The organism is Exiguobacterium sibiricum 7-3 (genome assembly GCF_000620865.1).
Lineage (GTDB): Bacteria > Bacillota > Bacilli > Exiguobacteriales > Exiguobacteriaceae > Exiguobacterium_A > Exiguobacterium_A sibiricum_A.
On the sequence record NZ_KK211190.1, the window covers coordinates 1,401,121 to 1,418,454 of the forward strand.

The window sequence follows — 17,334 nt, forward strand, 5'->3', positions numbered from 1 at the left end:
TACGAAATAGAGGATTAAGGGAGAGGCTTAAAAAATGAGACAAACGATTTATACGACGAAAGCCAGACATCTGTTGCACGGCGGGGACTACAATCCGGATCAATGGCTCGACGTACCGGACGTCCTGCAGGAAGATTTACGGTTGATGCGTCTTGCGCATACGAATACGTATTCCATCGGCATCTTTGCCTGGAGTGCGCTCGAGCCGACCGAAAATCAGTTCACGTTCGAGTGGCTCGACCGGATCATCGACGATATTCATGCGAACGGCGGACAGGTCATCCTGGCAACACCGAGCGGGGCACGTCCGGCCTGGTTATCGCAAGCGTACCCGGAAGTGCTGCGTGTCGACGAATGCCGTGTCAGACAGCTTCATGGCGGGCGTCATAACCACTGTCTGACGTCACCGGTGTACCGTGAAAAAACACAACGGATCAATCGCTTGTTGGCCGAACGGTACGGGAATCATCCAGCGCTATTGATGTGGCACGTTTCGAATGAATACGGCGGCGACTGCCATTGTTCGCTCTGTCAGGAAGCTTTTCGTGACTGGCTGAAAGTGAAGTATGAGACGCTCGATGCGCTGAATGCTTGCTGGTGGAGTGCCTTTTGGAGTCATACGTTTGACGATTGGTCGCAAATCGAATCGCCGTCACCGATCGGCGAAAGCATGGTCCATGGTCTGAATCTGGACTGGAAACGGTTTGTGACCGATCAGACGATTTCGTTTTTTGAACAAGAAAGTGTCCCCCTGCGCGAATTGACACCGGATCTTCCGGTCACCACCAATTTCATGGCGGATACCGAAGATCTGATTCCGTTCCGGGCCCTTGACTACAGTCGATTCGCGAAGAATGTCGATGTCGTCAGTTGGGATGCCTATCCGACCTGGCACAATGACTGGGAAACAACAGCCAATTTAGCGATGAAGGTCGGGTTCATCAATGACTTGTTCCGGAGTTTGAAGCAGCAATCGTTTCTCTTGATGGAATCGACGCCGAGTGCCGTCAATTGGCATCCCGTCAACAAAGCCAAACGCCCGGGCATGCACCTGTTGTCCTCGATGCAAATGATTGCCCATGGTTCCGACAGCGTGCTGTACTTCCAGTGGCGGAAATCCCGCGGCTCGTCAGAAAAGTTCCACGGGGCGGTCGTCGACCATGACCGGTCGGAAGAGAACCGGGTGTTTCAGGAAGTCGCCCAAGTCGGACGAACCCTCGAGCAACTCGGCGCCGTCGTCGGTACGACGCGTCCGGCAGAGGTCGGGATTCTTTACGACTGGGAAAATAACTGGGCATTAAATGATGCGCAAGGGTTCGCAAACGATACGAAACAGTATCCGCAAACGCTGCAAGAGCACTACCGTTTCTTTTACGAACAGGATATCCCGGTCGATGTCATCACGAAAGAACAGCCATTTGATGCTTACAAACTGTTGATCGTGCCGATGCTGTATCTGGTCAGTGCGGCGACCTTGGAACGGCTACAACGATTTGTCGAGCATGGGGGAACGTTGGTCACGACATACATGACCGGTCTCGTCGATGAACATGATTTGGCGTATGCCGGATGGCCGGATGAACTGAAGACGATCTTTGGCCTGATACCGGCAGAGACGGACACGCTGTATCCGAGCGATCGCAATCACGTGATGTTTAACGGGAAACGGTATGAACTGCAGGATTATGCGACGGTCATCCAGGTCGATTCAGCAGAAGTCGTTGGCACCTATACGGATGACTTTTATCAACAGACACCGGCCGTGACCAAAAATCAGTATGGACAAGGTGTCGCCTGGTATATCGGCGGACGACTCGAGGCAACGTTTCAACGTGACTTGTATACGATGTTAACGGATCGGTTAAACATCAAGGCACCTTTCGACACGACGCATACGGCAGAAGTATCGATTCAAGTGCGCCGTGGACAGAAGGCGGACTACGGGTTCATCCTGAACTTTTCCGAAGTCGAGCAAACGGTTGAACTGTTCGAGCCGTTGCTTGAGTCTGCAACACAAACGGAAATCAGCGGTCAGCTGATGCTTAAACCGTATGAAGTCAAGATCGTTGAACGGAAGAAAACATGAATGCAATACAAAACGGCTTTTTAGACAGAGATATGTTCTGTCCGAAAAGCCGTTTTTTGGATGTGTCCGTTAAAAGGTTGTGTCCTCTTGCGGACGGCTCATCCATTCGAGCAATGTTTTAGCCGGACGCGACAGGATTGCTTGTTTTTTCCAAATCAAGTAGGTGTTGGCAGTGAGCGCCGGCGTAAGCGGAACGAAAATGAGTTCACTTCCACTTGTGTTGATGATGCGGTCGAGACACACGGCATGACCGATTCCTTCCTTGACGAGGAGCGAAGCATTAAACAGCAGGTTGTAGGTTCCGACGATGTGGACCGTGTCCCAATCCAAACCGGTCCGTTCGGCAAACGTCCGGTTTCCTTGGAGTTGTTCCGAAACGATTAACGGAAGGTCCCGCACGTCGTCTGCCATTACCGTCGCCTGTTGACCGAGCGGATGATCGCGCCGTGTCAAAATGCCCCATTGATCCGTTTGATCAAGTTTCAGGTGATGATAAGCGTTGACATCAAACGGCTCAATGACCAGTCCGAAATCAAGAATCCCTTTATCGAGCTTATCGAGGATATCTTGACCGTTCCCGCTGTGAATCCGAATCGTGACGTCCGGATGCCGCAACTGCATCTGTTTGAACGACCGGATGACCGGTAACAGGCTTTCCGTCTCGCCGCCACCGATGTAAAGTTCACCACGCAATGTTTCCTGTGTCGCGAGGTTCGTGACGATTTTATCTGCCAGCGTCACAAGTTCACGCGCACGTTCCGCCAGATAATATCCGCTTTCTGTCAGGACGATGCCTCCTGGTGTCCGGTCGAACAACGGACCGGTTTCGTCTTCCAACCGTTGCAACTGACGGGACAGAGCGGGCTGTGAAATCCGAAGAATCCGTGCCGCCCGGGTGATGTTTTTTTCCTCGACGACTGCTAAAAAGTATCTTAATTGTTGAATTTCCATGGGGTCCTCCTATGCGTTTTGGTTATGGTATATGATTTTATATTAGCATTAGACATGAAGTGTGAATACTCGTAACCTTGTAGACAAGCAACAACTAAGAGGAGGAATACAAATGAACACACCACTAGATAAAGTCATTGTCATCATGGGCGCGTCAAGCGGGATCGGCGAAGCGACTGCACGTCTGCTCGCATCACGCGGAGCCAAATTAATGCTCGCCGCCCGGCGGCTCGAGCGGTTAGAAGCCATTCGGAAAGCGTATCCCGAGGCGGATATTCAAATCAAACAGGCGGACGTCACTGAGTTCGATCAAGTTGAAGCTGTCGTACAGGAAGCAAAAGCAGTCTACGGCCGGATTGATGTTCTCTTCAACAACGCCGGCATCATGCCGACTGCTCCACTTGCGGCTGGACACCGGGAGGACTGGAAAAACATGCTCGACATCAACGTGATGGGCGTCTTGAACGGAATTGCCGCGACACTGCCGATCATGGGACAGCAACAGGCCGGGCATATCATTGCGACAGATTCGGTCGCGGGACATGTCGTTTATCCGGAATCAGCGGTCTATTGCGGAACGAAGTTTGCCGTCCGGGCGATTATGGAAGGATTACGTCAGGAGCAACGCGAAAATAATGTCAAATCGACGATTATTTCACCGGGTGCCGTCCAAACGGAACTGTATACGACGATCAGAGATCAAGCAACAGGCGAGTCGCTCCGGCAAGCGCAACAAGAGTGGGGATTAACGAGCGAAGATGTCGCCCAAGCCGTGCTATATGCCATTGATACACCGGACCGTGTCTCAATCAGTAACTTAATCATCCGGCCGACACAACAACAAGTGTGATGCTGATGGAATCATCAACACTTCTTCAACAGATTCAAAATCGACTGATTGAGGCGGACGATCCCCTGCTCGAGCAGATTCATGCCATACAGCGGGGCGGAGAGCGGCTGCTCCACCGGTTGAATCAGCAGTTGTTGTCACCAATGGAGTTTCGCGAGACGCTGGGTGAACTGATTGGTCAGCCCGTTGATGAGAGTGTGGTCGTCTTACCCCCGTTTTATACAGACTTCGGGCGACATATCTCACTCGGGAAAGACATCTTCATCAATCGTGGAGTCATGTTGACGGATCTCGGTTCAATTCAAATCGATGATCACGTGCTGATCGGTCCGTTTGCGAAGCTGTTGACCGTCAATCATCCCGTCAGTCCGTCCAAGCGACGGGGACTGTCCGTCAAACCGATTCATCTGAAACGAAATGCCTGGGTTGGAGCGGGGGCAACGATCCTGCCAGGTGTCACGATCGGCGAAAATGCAATCGTTGCGGCGGACGCGACCGTGACGAAAGATGTGCCGGACTTGGCGATTGTCGCCGGAACCCCGGCGCGGATCATCCGTTATATCGATGAATCGGAGGACTGATATGAAGCGTCGAGTCGGGGCTGTCATCGTTCTCCTTTCGCTTGGACTGGCAGGTTGCGGTCCGTCGATTCCGATTTCGACAGAAGTCAAACAAGAGGTTGAGGAGAGAGATACCATGAACATCAACGTCAACGGTCAGGTCGCTTCAATCCAATTGGAAGACAATGCGACAACAAAAGCTTTAGTGGCGGAAGCTCCGTTTACGATTCAAATGGATGATTTACACCGGAATGAAAAATATCATTATTTCGACAAGTCGTTTCCGACGCAGCCCCAAGCAATCCAGTCGATTGAAGCCGGAGACGTACTGCTGTATCAAAATAATTGTCTGGTGATTTTTTATCAAGCGGCTGAACCGGTTGTTCCGTATACGCGGATTGGAAAAATCCATCATTTTCAGGATATTCAGCCGTCGTTCGGTAACGAGTCTGTTTCCGTTCAGTGGTATGAAAGAGAGGGAGGACAATTATGACAAAATCGAAGACACCTGTAGAATATCCTTTTCAACGGGGAGAAAAAAATGAAGCGTTTGCGGCCTATTTCACGGGACAAAGTTATCTCCATCCGTTAGTCAATGATCCAAAACTTGAAATTGTGGTTGGACAGGTGACCTTTGAGCCGGGTTGTCGCAACCATTGGCACATTCATCGAGGAGGATACCAAATCTTACTCGTGACAGACGGAGAAGGGTGGTATCAAGAGATGGGGAAGCCGGCCCGTCTGTTGCGAAGCGGCGATACGGTCGTCACCCATGACGGCGTCAAACATTGGCACGGGGCGACGTCAGACAGCTGGCTTTCGCACCTCACCATCACGGCAGGGACACCGGAATGGCTGGAACCGGTTGCGGAACAGGAATACGACGTGCTGAAGAAATAAAGTAAAACGAGGTCTATGCTCAGTCCGTCATCTGGACTAGAGCGTAGACCTCGTTGTCGTTTGGAGTGGGGAAATTAAAACGAACTTCCGAGTGTCCAGAAGGAATCACCCAGTTGCTGCATCAGTTCGTTGGCCCGGCTTTCGATGCTTTCCGGTAACGTCGCTTGACTAAAGTAGGCCAAATCAAGACTTTCTCCGTCAAGCATCGCAAGCGTCCCCGTGACGTTTTGGGCATGATAGAGATGAATGACACCGTGCACTTCATCGCCGTTCGGGTACTGGTAGTAAAAGCGAGGACCAGAGAAGACACCGATCAGTTCCAGTTGATTTGTATGTAATCCAGTCTCTTCCTGCAGTTCACGGATGGCGACTTCTTCGAGCGTTTCGCCGAGTTCCATCGATCCGCCTGGCAGTCCCCAGTCGAGCGTATCGGACCGGTGTTGGAACAAAACTTCCTGCTGGTCATTTGTCACAAGGACGGTAGCGCCGACACTGATGATCGGACGACTGCCGATATGTTGCCGTAATTCTGAGATGTATCCCACTTAAATCAATCCTTTCTTTTTTCAACGTTTTGATAATATGGGTGTTTACCGTGCGAATCCGCCTTCGGCATGGATGACTTGACCAGTGATCCAGGCCGCGTCTTCACTGACAAGAAACGCAATCGTCCGGGCAGCGTCCTCCGGTGTCCCGATCCGTCCGAACGGAAACTGCGGTATCAGGTGGGTCCGGATGTCATCCGTCATCCAGGTCGAATCGGTTGGTCCGAGATCCTGACCGGATGTCAAATTGACGATTCGCCCATCCTGCAAACCCGCCTCGGCAAACGTCCGCGCGAACAACGTCGACAACAGGACGGTACTTCGGACATTGACGGCGTAATGGGCATCGAGCGACGAGACGTCAAGCGTGGTGAGATCCGTTTGTGTCGAATGCGCGGCATTGTTGATCAGGACGGACGGGGTGCCGAGAGTCGAGCACGTATGCGCAAGCACACGTTCTGCAGCATTCGGCGCCGACAGGTCAATTTCGAGCGCCTCGCTTTGAAAACCGTTTACCGCCAGTTCTGCTTGGAACGTCTTGATCCATTCGAGATCCGCCTTCCAATATGTAAAACAAATCGTCATCCCTTCGGCTGCGAGCTTCCGGCAAATGGCTGTGCCGATATCACGCGGGTGGCTTGCACCGGTGACGAGGGCGATCCGGGGAGTATGTGACATAACAGCGCCTCCAGTTCAACTAAGTATATGCTTGTTCATCTTACCGCTCCCGAAGGAACAACGTCTAGAGAAAAGAGGGATTTTTTTACAAAAAAGACAAGAGGTCTTGATTTTCAAGTGATATGATGGGATATGAGGTGGTCGAACATGACAGAACGTAAATATGCCGCCCGATCATCGTGGAAGCGGATCGTAAAACGGCATTACCGGGAACGGTATCTTGAGACGACATCGTTTACGGGATACGTGACCCGGCTTGATCTTATCGAAGTAACGCATCCGTTATTGGTTCGTTATTCGGAGCAGGAGATTCAGATTGTTGGCGACGGTTATTCCTGGCTCCAACAGTTTCCGGCAGGGCAGAAGCACGTCGTCACGACGATGTTCAATGCACACGGACAGGTTGTTCAATCGTACATCGATATTTGTCTTCGACATGGGCGGGATACGACCGGGATTTTCTGGGACGATTTATTTTTGGATCTGGTTTTGTTGCCGTCCGGCGAGTGCCTGATTTTGGATGCGGATGAGTTGGAGACGGCGCGGGAAACAGGATTGGTCAATCAGGACCAGTACGCGTCAGCGTGGATGGAAGTCGAGATGTTGCAACATCAAATCAGGACGAAAGAGCTGTTGTTCCAACCGCTAGCCCGTGTGCACCATGATTTACTGAATGAAGCGTGACTAAAAGAACCCCATCCCGTTGATTAGATAGATCGTCAACAGGATGGGGAATTTGAAGTGATTGCAGTCTCGCGAGATACGTCTAAACGATTTTGTTATGGTTATTATAGAGGACAAACAGAACGATACTGATGACGGCTAAGGCGACCACGATGAGCGCCATCATGATGGTTCATCTCCTTTTTTCTACTGCAACACGATAAATTCCGTTAGTTATCTTTACCCGAAAATCAGCAAAATGAGTAAGTTGTCTGAAGAAATCTGTTACCAAATGGAGACAACTGATAAGAAGTCGTCTCTTAATCGTCAAGGAGGACATCAATATGAAACAGGCGTATATCTTTGATATGGACGGCACGTTATTTCAAACGAACCGGATTCTTGGTCATGCGCTGGAGGATGTCTTTGCTTTCCTGCGTGAACAGGGTCGGTGGACGAAAGAGACGCCGCTCGCCGAATATCGGGCGATCATGGGCGTACCGTTGCCGGAAGTCTGGCGGACGTTGTTGCCGGCACATACGGAGGCGGACCGGGCGCAGGCCAATCAAATCTTTCAAGACGCATTGATCCGCCATATTGAACAGGGGCATGGTGCCTTGTATCCGGGGGCGGAAGAAGTACTGGCTGCGTTACAGGCAAACGGACATGCTGTGTATATCGCGAGTAACGGCTGGGAAGTATATGTAGCGGCCATCGTTCGGCAGTATTCACTTGACCGTTGGCTCGACGGTGTCTACAGCATCGAAGACGTTTCCTCGTCGCAAAAAAGTGATCTGGTTGCGCATATCTTGTCGCATCATCGGTTAAAGGAAACGGTTGTCGTCGGAGACCGGATATCTGATTTTCAGGCGGCTAAAGTCAACGGGTTACCGGCAATCGGCTGCCGGTTCGATTTCTCAAACGAAGCCGAGCTGGCACAGGCCGATGCCGTCGTTGAGGATTTGCGGGAAATCGTTCAGATTGATATCACGGCAATGACTACATGAAGTCTTGAATACAGTAAAACCGGTGTTGCCTTCCAAAGATGAAGGCGACACCGGTTTTATTTCGTCGGATCGGTGTTTCTAGAACAGACCCGTCCACAGGCCGGACAGTCCGAAGACGGAATCGGTTGGAGCAGCCTTTTGCATCAAGCGGATGTCACGCACAGCGAACGTATCGAAAATCGACCGCAGTGCCGAGACCGCCGTTTAGACTCCGTTACCGGTAGACATCCCAGTCGGTCTAAGCCTGCATTCAGGGACGACCCGTCTTATAATCAAATCACTAAATAAAAAGAAGTTTCAATTCTTGCCTGACAAATTGTAAAAGAACAATACAATACGGGTAGCAAGGTTTGAAACATAAATGAAAGATGATTTGATTATGAAAGAAATTAAAGAAGTAGCCATCTATTTACGTTTAAGTCGTGACGAAGAAAAAGTAGGAGTTGAAGAAATTCTCAAAAATCACTGGAACACATTAGGGGGTTTATGCAAAAAGAACGGGTGGCACTTTACTACATATCAATTCGTCGGCGAGATGTTGGATCAGGCTATCGTGAAACTTAATCGAGATGGACGACCACCGATCCTCCATTCTGATCAAGGGTTGCACTATCAATATCGTTCGTTCACCAGAACACTCCAAGAGCATGGCATCACCCAAAGTATGTCCCGAAAGGGAAACTGTCTCGATAACGCAGCTATGGAGAGTTTCTTCGCCTTGCTCAAGTCTGAACTTCTCTATCTTAAGAAGTTCGACGATATGAATCATTTCAAATGTGAACTTGAACGCTACATCGATTACTATAATCATCGTCGTATCAAGATAAAATTAAAACACCTGAGCCCGGTAGAATACCGGACCCAGGTGCTTGAGGTCGCATAGTAAATTATTTATTGTCTAACTTTTTTGGTTCAGTTCATATGCCTAGGCGTTTTTAGTGATGTTTAATTTTTATTAGTCAATTTGTTTCTTATAATAATTTCAGCCTTGAATTCTACAACTTGTTGAATGAGCGTATTTATTACATCTGCAGTGTCTTTACAATCAATTGACCCACTTTGAGCATTTGTAACTTTATATGCCTTCAAATCATTGTTTAATTCAAGACGATACTCAAATCTTTTTCATACAAAAAATGAATTTTGCCGTTTTTTTGATTATACAAATTTTCTTGGGAAATACGGTAATTGTTTTGCTTAAAATAACTTTCAGCAATTGCGATGACCATTTCTAATAATTTCTTTTGTGATTCAATGTTAGTGTTTGTCATAATAATAATTCCTCCTGTTTTTTGATTACAGGCCTATTATATTGAAGTTTTTCAAAATGTCAGGAAGGAAATAATAAAACACCAACCCGAAGGAATGCTAAAAAATAAGTGGACTGACTTGAATGATACCCAGTAAAGATTTTAATTCTTCTTCTGGCATTTTCTCAATTAGTTCTTTGTATCGGTGTTGATTCGGCAATAATACAGTAGCTTTTTTAATATCAAAATGAAATTCGTCAACTGGCATACGCCATTCTCGTTCATGAGTCCAATCAATTATATTATCTTTAGTTGAGATATTGAAATCGACAATACGCCAATGCTCCTCAGGTGGCAATATCTTTTTTGCAATTTCTTTTTCTTCATACAGCACAGGTCGACCACCATTTTGAAATACGTAAGTTTTTGGAAATGCTACGCCCACGTAAGTATAACGTATTTTTCCTCCAAGCTCATCATGATACATATTTTCATGAGCAACATTTTGAACGATGCCAGAAATAGGAGCATCTTGAAAACATACTGCTTTTCTATTTCCAGTTATGAATCCCGATTCTGTAGTACTCCCATTGATTTTTCCTTCTTTTAAAATCTTTAATAAACGGTCCAAAGCATTAGTTGTAACTTTTCCATTTTCATCAAGCTCAGCTTTTGTTAAGTGATAAACAAAACCGCTAATATCAGTTCGTGATTGTATTCGTCTTTGCCATTTATCAACGTTGAATCCCATAATCAAACCTCCCGAATAATATCATTCAATTATATCAAAATTGGAAAATGTTAGAAATATAAAAAGCGCCCCAAATGGAGTACTTTACCGATACCTCATAAGATGTTTTACATTCTCATCTGAAATAAAAGGTTTCTCTATTTTAAGTTTAGCCATCAAATCGCTCGTAGCTTCTTGATTGAGATAAAACAATTGATGAAGGATATAGGCTTTCGCTTCATCGTTGTATTCTTTTGCAATAGCTGCATTTCGTTTCACGCCATCGACCTTAGAAATAGAGTTATTTTCTAAGTTGTTGAAAAAATAGTCGTAACTGTTTATACCAAGATTGTTTGTATGATTCTTCATTTCTAGAATCTGTTCAATAGTCATTTTCATGTAATCACTCCTTTTTTTATTAAGTATAACTGTTATGGGAAATTTTTATGAATCATCGAAAATAAAATACTGAAAAAAACATTGGCAACATAATCGAAAACGCTACTGAAGAATACTTCAATAATTTTAATAACAGGCAATTGATGATGAGTTTTTCAACTGAATTGTATGATTTATTTTTTTAAAATTTTGACTACGAGACGTTTGAACGATTGCATAAAAAACATATGGAAGATGTCAAAAAAGTTTATAACAAAGCACTTGATGAAATTGTGGCAAATAACTTACCGGATATGTTCTAAAAAACGGAGGAAAACTAAAATGAAATATAATACAAAAAATAAACTAAGTGAAACATTTGCAAATCGCCTAATCGAAAAACAAAAAGCAGATGCTATAACAGTATCGAAAGTAGGCAAATAATATGAGAAAAGTTGAGAATTTAAACAGAGCATTGAAACTCTTGGAATATCAATCCATAACCTTAGGCAACGAAATTATAGCTGGCTACAACGGTGAAACAATCATCGTTAAAGCAACAGATGATTTATACGTCATTAAAATTGGTTACAACGAAACCGATGTGCTAAGAAAACAAACAGTGAAACGAAAGCTGCATATTTAATTTAAGTAAATTCATTCCATTTTAGTAGATGCAATATGCTAAAATGTTTTTAACATACTATTAATGGAAACGAGGATGAACTAATGATTGAACAAGAAGAATACGGGGAAAGATTCATAGTATTCATTGATATATTAGGTTTTCGTGAACATATTAATAAAACAGTTCAAGACTCTGAATACTTTATCAAATTAAAAGATACCTTAAATTTCATTGCTGATTTAAAAAAAGAAAACGATGCTGAAAAAGAAAGAATGGGAAAAGAAATAACAGTGTTTTCTGATTCTATTGTAATTTCCTATCCAGTAGAACAAAAAGGATCTGCTTTTTTCTTGATTTTAGATGTTGTCCACATTCAATTAGATATGATGCAAAAAGGAATTTTAATGCGTGGAGGATTAACAGTAGGGAAACTTTGTCACAATGACAACATTGTATATGGTCCTGCAATGATAAAAGCTTATGAATTGGAAACAAATGTAGCAATATATCCTCGAGTAGTTGTTAGTCAAAATATACTTGAAATAGCTGCAATCAATGCATCTCCCCAACATACACCAAAAGAAGAGCTTCAATGGGTAATGAGTATGCTTGATATAGACAGAGATGGTCAATTTTATGTAGACTTTTTGAGTCAAGGTCAGGAAGCAAATGATCATGCTACATACATAGATGCTTTATATAATATTAGGAAGCTAATTGTAGATGAATTATCAGATGATCCTAGACCACCTGTTCGAATGAAGTATGAATGGTTAAAAAGTAGATTTAATACAATAGTAGAAAATGTACTGAAAGAAACAGATTTGATAATTGAATAAAGTGATAAACTTTAGAGCCTTCTTAAATGAAAGGCTCTTTTTTGATTTAATTAGAAAATATTACAAGAATTCTCGTCATAGTAGAAAACATCTTAGGGACTTTTAGGATACAGGGCTGTGACCTTTTCACCACCAATCCGATTATTTGAAATTTTGAAAGGTGAGTAGTTGAAAATGCCAATAATTCAAAAATGTAGCAAGTGTGGTGAAAAGTACGAATACGGTAAGAAATGTTCCTGCTATCAATTGCAAAACAAGAAATAAAGAGGCAGCTGTATAAGGAAAAAAGATACTTTCTACTTCGATGGACCTTGGCGAGATTTGCGAGAAGAAAAACTTGTAGGGTTTGGAGTCAATTGTCAAAGATGCTTGATTAAATACAATTTTATTATTACTTACTAAAAATCTTCAAGGACATCATTTAGTACCTCGCAGTAAAAGCAAAGATTCGGAATTGAATCCAAACAAAATTGTAATAATATGTAAATATTGTAACCTTCAATTGAAAGATAGCGGCATTGTTGATTGGGATAGAGCGAAAGAGGAAAGATTAGATATGAATCATTATTTGCAGGAGGAAAATACATGGGAGCAACAACTAAATCTGCTAAACATTTAACTGCAAATGATTTTTCAGAAGCTAAAATACAAGCCTTCAAAAAACAAGAAGAAATTCTTGAAGGCAGTAATGAACGATTGATAAAAGGCCTTGAAGGATTAAATGAAGTAGAGATGAAACGGTTGATTAATCCGAGCGCAAAAAGATGACTCATTGGCAAAAGAAGCAGTTACATCATCTGCCTTAAGTAATAATCATATTCACGATTTAATTGATTTGGCCAATGAATATGAAAATCTAAAAAATACAACCTTGCAATCAAAAAATATGGAGTGGTTGTATACTATGAAATGGCAATGAAAATTTCACCTAACCCTGCAGACAAAATGCGGAAGGATTCATTAAGAGCTATTTAACGCAGCTTATGGGATTAATAAATATCATAAAGAACAATGGGAAGGTTATTTCGCTACTGGACGAATGAAACAAATTGTGAAAAGTGAACAGTCGCTAAACTCGAGGATTTCATCGAGCATTGATTACAATGACTTGTTAAATAGTGAATCATTTAAATTTGCATACGATGTGATAAACGATGAAAGCCAGGCGTATTGGGTAAGTCTACAGGTGAAGAAATTTATTGAAGATTTTACCGTCAATCATTTCAAAGATGATTTCGATTATTACTTTAATGCAGATGTACTCCGAGTTATTGAAGTATTTCTGCGCTTGCTCAATCTTGCCACTGCCAAAGACGTAACATTAATTGGTGATCCCATTATTAATCATGCTAAACCGTTTCAATTCTTCATGTTAATGAACGTATTTGCTTGCGAGAAAAAGAAGAATTTTCGGAAAATCGTTATCAAAAGTTTGTATTGTTTATTCCACGAAAAAACGGCGAAATTTGGTTGATAGCAATTGTTAAGATGCTTGGGTTGATTTTGCTTACGAACGAAAGTGAATTATACTCAGCCAGTAACAATCGAGAGCAGTCCATGAAAATCCGCAAAGAATTTGAAAATATTAGTGGAGTTTCAGTTGCAATCAGTCAGTATTTCAAAATTAATCGTGATGTTATTCGAGCTTTTCATTCAAACAGTTAATTTAAAGTGCTCGCTGGAAAACCGAAAGACGGCTCTTTGCCTTCGATAGCAGCCATTGATGAAAATAGAGATTCAGAACCAAATAATATTAATGCCAGCTCACTAGGAAAAGGAATGTCTGGCTCATTTAAATTACTGTTTTATGTTTCTACTGCATATGCTAAATATCCGAGTGGAATGTCTGTCGAAGTCGAAACAGCGAAAAGCTCTTTGGACTTAGACAGCGATTACTTAAATTAGAAATTATTTGCTATGTTATCTGCTCGAGAACCAACACTTGAATGTACAAGCATTGGAGCACTAAAGGCTACCAATCCACTGATATGGGAAGTTGACCGAGAAGCGCTTATTGCTGACCAAAAAAGTGCCGTCATGCAAGAACATAAACAAAATGAATTTAAAACTAAACGTTTAAATATTTTCTAACAACAAATGCAGGGCATACGATTGAGCCAATTGAAAATGTGAAAGCATGCTATACGCCCTCGTCGGAATTTAAATTGGGAAGGAAGTCAATGTATTTTGGGGCTAGATTTATTAGTAGGAGACGATAATTCAGCTATTAATATGGTGTTTAATTATTGCGCCAAGTTGTTATGCAGAAGCGGTTATTTTTCGATAACTCGATGATGATACACGAATGGGGAGCGGTGCAGATGAAACAAACGGATAATTTATAATTTGTAGAAAAAGTATCCTTGTATAATAAAAAAACATATTTATACTCGTTGATTAATGCTTTTGCTATATGTAACGATTATTATGAAGTTGCTCAACCTGAATATGAAGAAGAATTGATTTTCGAAATTTAAGCATATAAATTAAGCAGACGGGGAATAAATAAAATAGGAAATTTCTTTGGCTACTTAGATGCTTAGTGTATAAATTTATCTTAACCTTTCATAACATTCATAAAATAAGTTAAATAAAAATTCACAAATAAGAACATATGTATTACAATATGTATAGATAGGAGGAGATATTTATGGCGAGAGTCAAAGATGTAGCGAGATACTTTATCGACTTAAGTGTTGAAAGTACTCCTTATGCTATTACTCCTTTGAAGTTACAAAAGTTGCTTTATTATGCTCAAGGATTTCATTTAATAAATACAGGTGAACGACTTTTTAGAGCGGAATTAGAAGCTTGGGCTCATGGACCTGTTGTTCGAGAAATCTATTTTGAGTATAAAGAATTTGGTTATCATACGATAACTTCTAAACCATTTATTAATAAAGATTTGTTTTTAGAAACCCCTTTATTGACAGATGGAGAAATGGCTACAATTGAAGAGGTGTGGGAACATTTCGGAGATTTGGATGGGAAAACTCTTGAGGAATTAACACATCAAGAAGACCCATGGTTAAATACTGAGATAAATGATGAAATTGAAATCAAGTTGATTCGAGAGTATTTTAAAGAACAGTATCAAGAAAATCAATATCAGCATTAAATAAAGGAGGCAAATTATTGCCTCTTTTATTTGCTTAAATTTAAATTCCAAATTTTCCACATAAAGGAGAACTATAGTGATTGAAGATGAAAGATATAAACAAACTCGCAACGCTTATTGGAAACATAAAATAATTCAAAAGTTTATACAAAACAATATTTTAATAACATTTACAGTGGTTATCTTAGCTGTGTTATGGATTTATAAAATTGTGCCTAATCTTAATTGCGACTTATCATTGTTTGCGAATTTTTTTGGAATTCATCATTTAAACGATGATTTAATAATTAAAACAATTACCTACCTAACTGGCTCTTTTACAATATTAATTTCACTTCTTTCTGCTATATATGTTTTTACATACCGAGAGCAAAAAACTATATCTCCTTCAGGTTCAACGGACATATATAAAAACACTCTTGTGGCGAGAGTAATATCATTAATTATTTTAAATTTAACTTTTACTTGGCTAATAACCAATGAGTACAACAAGTTGTTAAGTGCACCAAAGTATTTTGTTTCTTTGCGAGTTTCAGAGCAATTAATATTAAAGTTATTAATAATAGGTGTGTCCATAATAGTATTAATATGGCAAATTTTAATATTGGTAAAACACTTATTCCGTACCATGCAAGTAGATAAAATGTTATCTGATTCAGTAGAACAGACTTTTGAAATTTTAAAATCAATATATTATTTTTATAGAACAGATAAGTATGCAGATTTGTTAGATGACAATTATAAAAAATTTCATTTTAGTTTGGAAAGCGTATTTCAAAATTTGAAATTTGCTGCAGACCACAACATGAATAAAGAATTTGAAGAAAATATTGAAGAGTTTAAAAATATATTTGATTTTTTAAATAGCCAAGTCTCTAGGGAAAAAGAAGCAATTCATGTGTCAACATATTTACTAAATCATGATGAAGTGAAATTTTCTCAAGCGTACCAATCAGCGATAAGAAGTAATTTGTCGTTGATAGCAAACTTACTCAAAAATCAGCACTACAACAAAGCCAAAACTTTAGTTTCGCTTTATACTAAATTGTACAATGAAAACGATGTTGAATTGGTAAAAATATACCAAAAGAGTTTGGTGGAACTTTTAGATGTAATTGATGTTAATGATGAACGACAAATATCTATATATGTTGAATGTTTGAAAGCTTTACCTGAAAACAAAACACATGTAGCATTTAACTTTTTACTTATGAAATTGGTCAACAAAAACCAATTGAAAAATCTTACGAATGTTGTTTATATTTTTAAAAACAATATTCAAAATGAAAAACTATATAGAATATCCATCGTAATAATAATAATTCAAAATTTACTAAAAAGTATTGAGATTTCAAATCCAGCCATTACAGGCTTTCTTGTGAAATTTTTATTTACAAATTTTACAGGGAAGGAAGTAAGCAGGGGATTGAGAAGTTTGAAAAGAAATCCGAAATCATTTACGAGCGTCTTGGAAGACAAGGAAGTAATTGAAGGAATTTACGAAAACGAAGCATATGCGATAGTGTCAAACGGAGAAACCTTTACCTATTGCTATCAAAAAGCATTGATTCTGCTTTATGCTCAACGCTTATTCACTATACAAAATAAATTATGGTATGTGGATGGAAAAGAAACAGGAACTGAAATTAATTTGAGAAAAGAATTTGATGACTGCAAATATTCAGAATACATCTTATCGAAAGTTAAAGTTGACTCTAACAAATATGGCTTGCTTTTCTTTGAAGATGAAACAGTCATGAGAAGTGTCTATAAGGAACTAGGTCTTAAATATCCTGAACCGAAAAAACCTGAAAATAATATATCAGATACTGCTCAGTTATTAGTAAGGAAGTTATTTAAGTTGGACGCAAACTCTACAGAAGTAAAATGACGATTTTACTAAATAACATTTAAGAATCCTCACTTTAAATAGTGGGGATTTTTTATTGGGAAAATAAACTTTGTAAAGTTCCTTACAAGTGTAAGGAAATCAATATAATACTAATACAACAAAAACGGAGGAACTATAATGACAGAAATACATTTTCAAGACTTAAAATCCGAGGGCATTTTATCAGCGCATATTTCAGGCATTCAGCATTCCATTAATAAAGTTGAAAGTGCTTTGAATTTGAAAAGCCGCTGAAGTGA

General features: G+C 41.3%; 21 protein-coding genes and 1 pseudogene. 16 read left to right on the forward strand and 6 right to left on the reverse strand.

The features are described 5' to 3' along the window. The first annotated feature begins 34 nt into the window (after window positions 1-34). Window positions 35-2,086: a beta-galactosidase gene (locus tag P402_RS0107995; protein ID WP_026828200.1), complete on the forward strand. Its 2,052-nt coding sequence runs from the start codon at window positions 35-37 to the stop codon at window positions 2,084-2,086. A 69-nt stretch (window positions 2,087-2,155) separates the two neighbouring features. Here P402_RS0107995 and P402_RS0108000 read toward each other — a convergent pair whose 3' ends face one another. After that, the gene (locus P402_RS0108000) at window positions 2,156-3,037 is read right to left on the reverse strand and encodes a LysR family transcriptional regulator (RefSeq protein ID WP_026828201.1); all 882 of its coding nucleotides are present in this window, start codon (window positions 3,035-3,037) and stop codon (window positions 2,156-2,158) included. Window positions 3,038-3,149: 112 nt separating this feature from the next. Here P402_RS0108000 and P402_RS0108005 point away from each other — a divergent pair, with 112 nt between their 5' ends. From P402_RS0108005 to P402_RS0108020, 4 genes are read left to right on the forward strand one after another with little or no spacing between them, the layout of a single operon-like run. Next, window positions 3,150-3,887 carry an SDR family oxidoreductase gene (locus P402_RS0108005; RefSeq protein WP_026828202.1) on the forward strand — a complete coding sequence of 246 codons (738 nt, stop codon included), beginning with the start codon at window positions 3,150-3,152 and terminating at the stop codon, window positions 3,885-3,887. A 5-nt stretch (window positions 3,888-3,892) separates the two neighbouring features. Next, window positions 3,893-4,468, forward strand: coding sequence for a sugar O-acetyltransferase (locus tag P402_RS0108010; protein WP_026828203.1), 576 nt, complete (start codon window positions 3,893-3,895; stop codon window positions 4,466-4,468). 1 nt (window position 4,469) lies between these two features. Next, window positions 4,470-4,940 (forward strand): cyclophilin-like fold protein, encoded by a 471-nt coding sequence (locus P402_RS0108015; RefSeq protein ID WP_026828204.1) that lies wholly within the window; start codon window positions 4,470-4,472, stop codon window positions 4,938-4,940. After that, window positions 4,937-5,347, forward strand: a complete 411-nt coding sequence (locus P402_RS0108020) for a cupin domain-containing protein (RefSeq protein ID WP_026828205.1) — start codon at window positions 4,937-4,939, stop codon at window positions 5,345-5,347. The genes P402_RS0108015 and P402_RS0108020 overlap by 4 nt, the downstream gene beginning before the upstream one ends. A gap of 74 nt (window positions 5,348-5,421) precedes the next feature. Here P402_RS0108020 and P402_RS0108025 read toward each other — a convergent pair whose 3' ends face one another. Then, window positions 5,422-5,892: an NUDIX hydrolase gene (locus tag P402_RS0108025; RefSeq protein ID WP_026828206.1), complete on the reverse strand. Its 471-nt coding sequence runs from the start codon at window positions 5,890-5,892 to the stop codon at window positions 5,422-5,424. A gap of 45 nt (window positions 5,893-5,937) precedes the next feature. Beyond that, window positions 5,938-6,570 carry an SDR family oxidoreductase gene (locus tag P402_RS0108030; protein WP_026828207.1) on the reverse strand — a complete coding sequence of 211 codons (633 nt, stop codon included), beginning with the start codon at window positions 6,568-6,570 and terminating at the stop codon, window positions 5,938-5,940. 147 nt (window positions 6,571-6,717) lie between these two features. Here P402_RS0108030 and P402_RS0108035 point away from each other — a divergent pair, with 147 nt between their 5' ends. The 3 genes and pseudogenes from P402_RS0108035 to P402_RS16340 all read left to right on the forward strand — a co-directional run. Beyond that, on the forward strand, window positions 6,718-7,254 hold the full coding sequence (locus tag P402_RS0108035) for a DUF402 domain-containing protein (RefSeq protein WP_026828208.1): 537 nt from the start codon (window positions 6,718-6,720) through the stop codon (window positions 7,252-7,254). A 323-nt stretch (window positions 7,255-7,577) separates the two neighbouring features. Beyond that, window positions 7,578-8,240 (forward strand): HAD hydrolase-like protein, encoded by a 663-nt coding sequence (locus P402_RS0108045; protein ID WP_026828209.1) that lies wholly within the window; start codon window positions 7,578-7,580, stop codon window positions 8,238-8,240. 514 nt (window positions 8,241-8,754) lie between these two features. Continuing rightward, window positions 8,755-9,123: pseudogene (locus P402_RS16340) on the forward strand (transposase); the annotation flags it as partial. Window positions 9,124-9,337: 214 nt separating this feature from the next. Here P402_RS16340 and P402_RS16995 read toward each other — a convergent pair. From P402_RS16995 to P402_RS0108065, 3 genes are all read right to left on the reverse strand, one after another. Then, window positions 9,338-9,511, reverse strand: a complete 174-nt coding sequence (locus P402_RS16995; RefSeq protein WP_160168610.1) for a hypothetical protein — start codon at window positions 9,509-9,511, stop codon at window positions 9,338-9,340. 97 nt (window positions 9,512-9,608) lie between these two features. Then, the gene (locus P402_RS0108060; RefSeq protein ID WP_026828210.1) at window positions 9,609-10,241 is read right to left on the reverse strand and encodes a hypothetical protein; all 633 of its coding nucleotides are present in this window, start codon (window positions 10,239-10,241) and stop codon (window positions 9,609-9,611) included. Window positions 10,242-10,325: 84 nt separating this feature from the next. Beyond that, window positions 10,326-10,619: a hypothetical protein gene (locus P402_RS0108065; protein ID WP_026828211.1), complete on the reverse strand. Its 294-nt coding sequence runs from the start codon at window positions 10,617-10,619 to the stop codon at window positions 10,326-10,328. 424 nt (window positions 10,620-11,043) lie between these two features. Here P402_RS0108065 and P402_RS0108080 point away from each other — a divergent pair, with 424 nt between their 5' ends. The 8 genes from P402_RS0108080 to P402_RS0108110 all read left to right on the forward strand — a co-directional run bounded on the left by P402_RS0108080 (window position 11,044) and on the right by P402_RS0108110 (window position 17,074). Then, on the forward strand, window positions 11,044-11,244 hold the full coding sequence (locus P402_RS0108080) for a hypothetical protein (protein ID WP_026828212.1): 201 nt from the start codon (window positions 11,044-11,046) through the stop codon (window positions 11,242-11,244). An 83-nt stretch (window positions 11,245-11,327) separates the two neighbouring features. After that, window positions 11,328-12,065, forward strand: a complete 738-nt coding sequence (locus tag P402_RS0108085) for a hypothetical protein (protein WP_026828213.1) — start codon at window positions 11,328-11,330, stop codon at window positions 12,063-12,065. A 382-nt stretch (window positions 12,066-12,447) separates the two neighbouring features. Next, a complete protein-coding gene (locus P402_RS17240) occupies window positions 12,448-12,684 on the forward strand; it encodes an HNH endonuclease (RefSeq protein ID WP_152538844.1) in 237 nt (78 codons plus the stop codon). Beyond that, window positions 12,651-12,833, forward strand: a complete 183-nt coding sequence (locus tag P402_RS0108090) for a hypothetical protein (protein ID WP_026828214.1) — start codon at window positions 12,651-12,653, stop codon at window positions 12,831-12,833. Before P402_RS17240 ends, P402_RS0108090 begins: the two co-directional genes overlap by 34 nt. A 4-nt stretch (window positions 12,834-12,837) precedes the next feature. Continuing rightward, window positions 12,838-12,984: a hypothetical protein gene (locus P402_RS17155; protein ID WP_235188835.1), complete on the forward strand. Its 147-nt coding sequence runs from the start codon at window positions 12,838-12,840 to the stop codon at window positions 12,982-12,984. Window positions 12,985-13,104: 120 nt separating this feature from the next. After that, on the forward strand, window positions 13,105-13,539 hold the full coding sequence (locus tag P402_RS0108095) for a hypothetical protein (protein ID WP_026828215.1): 435 nt from the start codon (window positions 13,105-13,107) through the stop codon (window positions 13,537-13,539). Between the two features lie 1,176 nt (window positions 13,540-14,715). Continuing rightward, on the forward strand, window positions 14,716-15,183 hold the full coding sequence (locus tag P402_RS0108105) for a Panacea domain-containing protein (RefSeq protein WP_026828216.1): 468 nt from the start codon (window positions 14,716-14,718) through the stop codon (window positions 15,181-15,183). A gap of 76 nt (window positions 15,184-15,259) precedes the next feature. Further along, the gene (locus P402_RS0108110; protein WP_026828217.1) at window positions 15,260-17,074 is read left to right on the forward strand and encodes a hypothetical protein; all 1,815 of its coding nucleotides are present in this window, start codon (window positions 15,260-15,262) and stop codon (window positions 17,072-17,074) included. The last annotated feature ends 260 nt before the right edge of the window (window positions 17,075-17,334 follow it).

What these genes read in the sequence shown, in the direction of transcription:
- P402_RS0108010 (WP_026828203.1), top strand. Translation starts at nt 3,893, where the DNA reads ATGGAATCATCAACACTTCTTCAACAGATTCAAAATCGACTGATTGAG.
- P402_RS0108035 (WP_026828208.1), top strand. Translation starts at nt 6,718, where the DNA reads ATGACAGAACGTAAATATGCCGCCCGATCATCGTGGAAGCGGATCGTA.
- P402_RS0108005 (WP_026828202.1), top strand. Translation starts at nt 3,150, where the DNA reads ATGAACACACCACTAGATAAAGTCATTGTCATCATGGGCGCGTCAAGC.
- P402_RS0108000 (WP_026828201.1), bottom strand. Translation starts at nt 3,037, where the DNA reads ATGGAAATTCAACAATTAAGATACTTTTTAGCAGTCGTCGAGGAAAAA.
- P402_RS0108105 (WP_026828216.1), top strand. Translation starts at nt 14,716, where the DNA reads ATGGCGAGAGTCAAAGATGTAGCGAGATACTTTATCGACTTAAGTGTT.
- P402_RS0108045 (WP_026828209.1), top strand. Translation starts at nt 7,578, where the DNA reads ATGAAACAGGCGTATATCTTTGATATGGACGGCACGTTATTTCAAACG.
- P402_RS0108085 (WP_026828213.1), top strand. Translation starts at nt 11,328, where the DNA reads ATGATTGAACAAGAAGAATACGGGGAAAGATTCATAGTATTCATTGAT.
- P402_RS0108090 (WP_026828214.1), top strand. Translation starts at nt 12,651, where the DNA reads ATGGGAGCAACAACTAAATCTGCTAAACATTTAACTGCAAATGATTTT.
- P402_RS0108095 (WP_026828215.1), top strand. Translation starts at nt 13,105, where the DNA reads ATGAAACAAATTGTGAAAAGTGAACAGTCGCTAAACTCGAGGATTTCA.
- P402_RS0108020 (WP_026828205.1), top strand. Translation starts at nt 4,937, where the DNA reads ATGACAAAATCGAAGACACCTGTAGAATATCCTTTTCAACGGGGAGAA.
- P402_RS0108080 (WP_026828212.1), top strand. Translation starts at nt 11,044, where the DNA reads ATGAGAAAAGTTGAGAATTTAAACAGAGCATTGAAACTCTTGGAATAT.
- P402_RS0108015 (WP_026828204.1), top strand. Translation starts at nt 4,470, where the DNA reads ATGAAGCGTCGAGTCGGGGCTGTCATCGTTCTCCTTTCGCTTGGACTG.
- P402_RS0108030 (WP_026828207.1), bottom strand. Translation starts at nt 6,570, where the DNA reads ATGTCACATACTCCCCGGATCGCCCTCGTCACCGGTGCAAGCCACCCG.
- P402_RS0107995 (WP_026828200.1), top strand. Translation starts at nt 35, where the DNA reads ATGAGACAAACGATTTATACGACGAAAGCCAGACATCTGTTGCACGGC.
- P402_RS0108065 (WP_026828211.1), bottom strand. Translation starts at nt 10,619, where the DNA reads ATGAAAATGACTATTGAACAGATTCTAGAAATGAAGAATCATACAAAC.
- P402_RS16995 (WP_160168610.1), bottom strand. Translation starts at nt 9,511, where the DNA reads ATGACAAACACTAACATTGAATCACAAAAGAAATTATTAGAAATGGTC.
- P402_RS0108060 (WP_026828210.1), bottom strand. Translation starts at nt 10,241, where the DNA reads ATGGGATTCAACGTTGATAAATGGCAAAGACGAATACAATCACGAACT.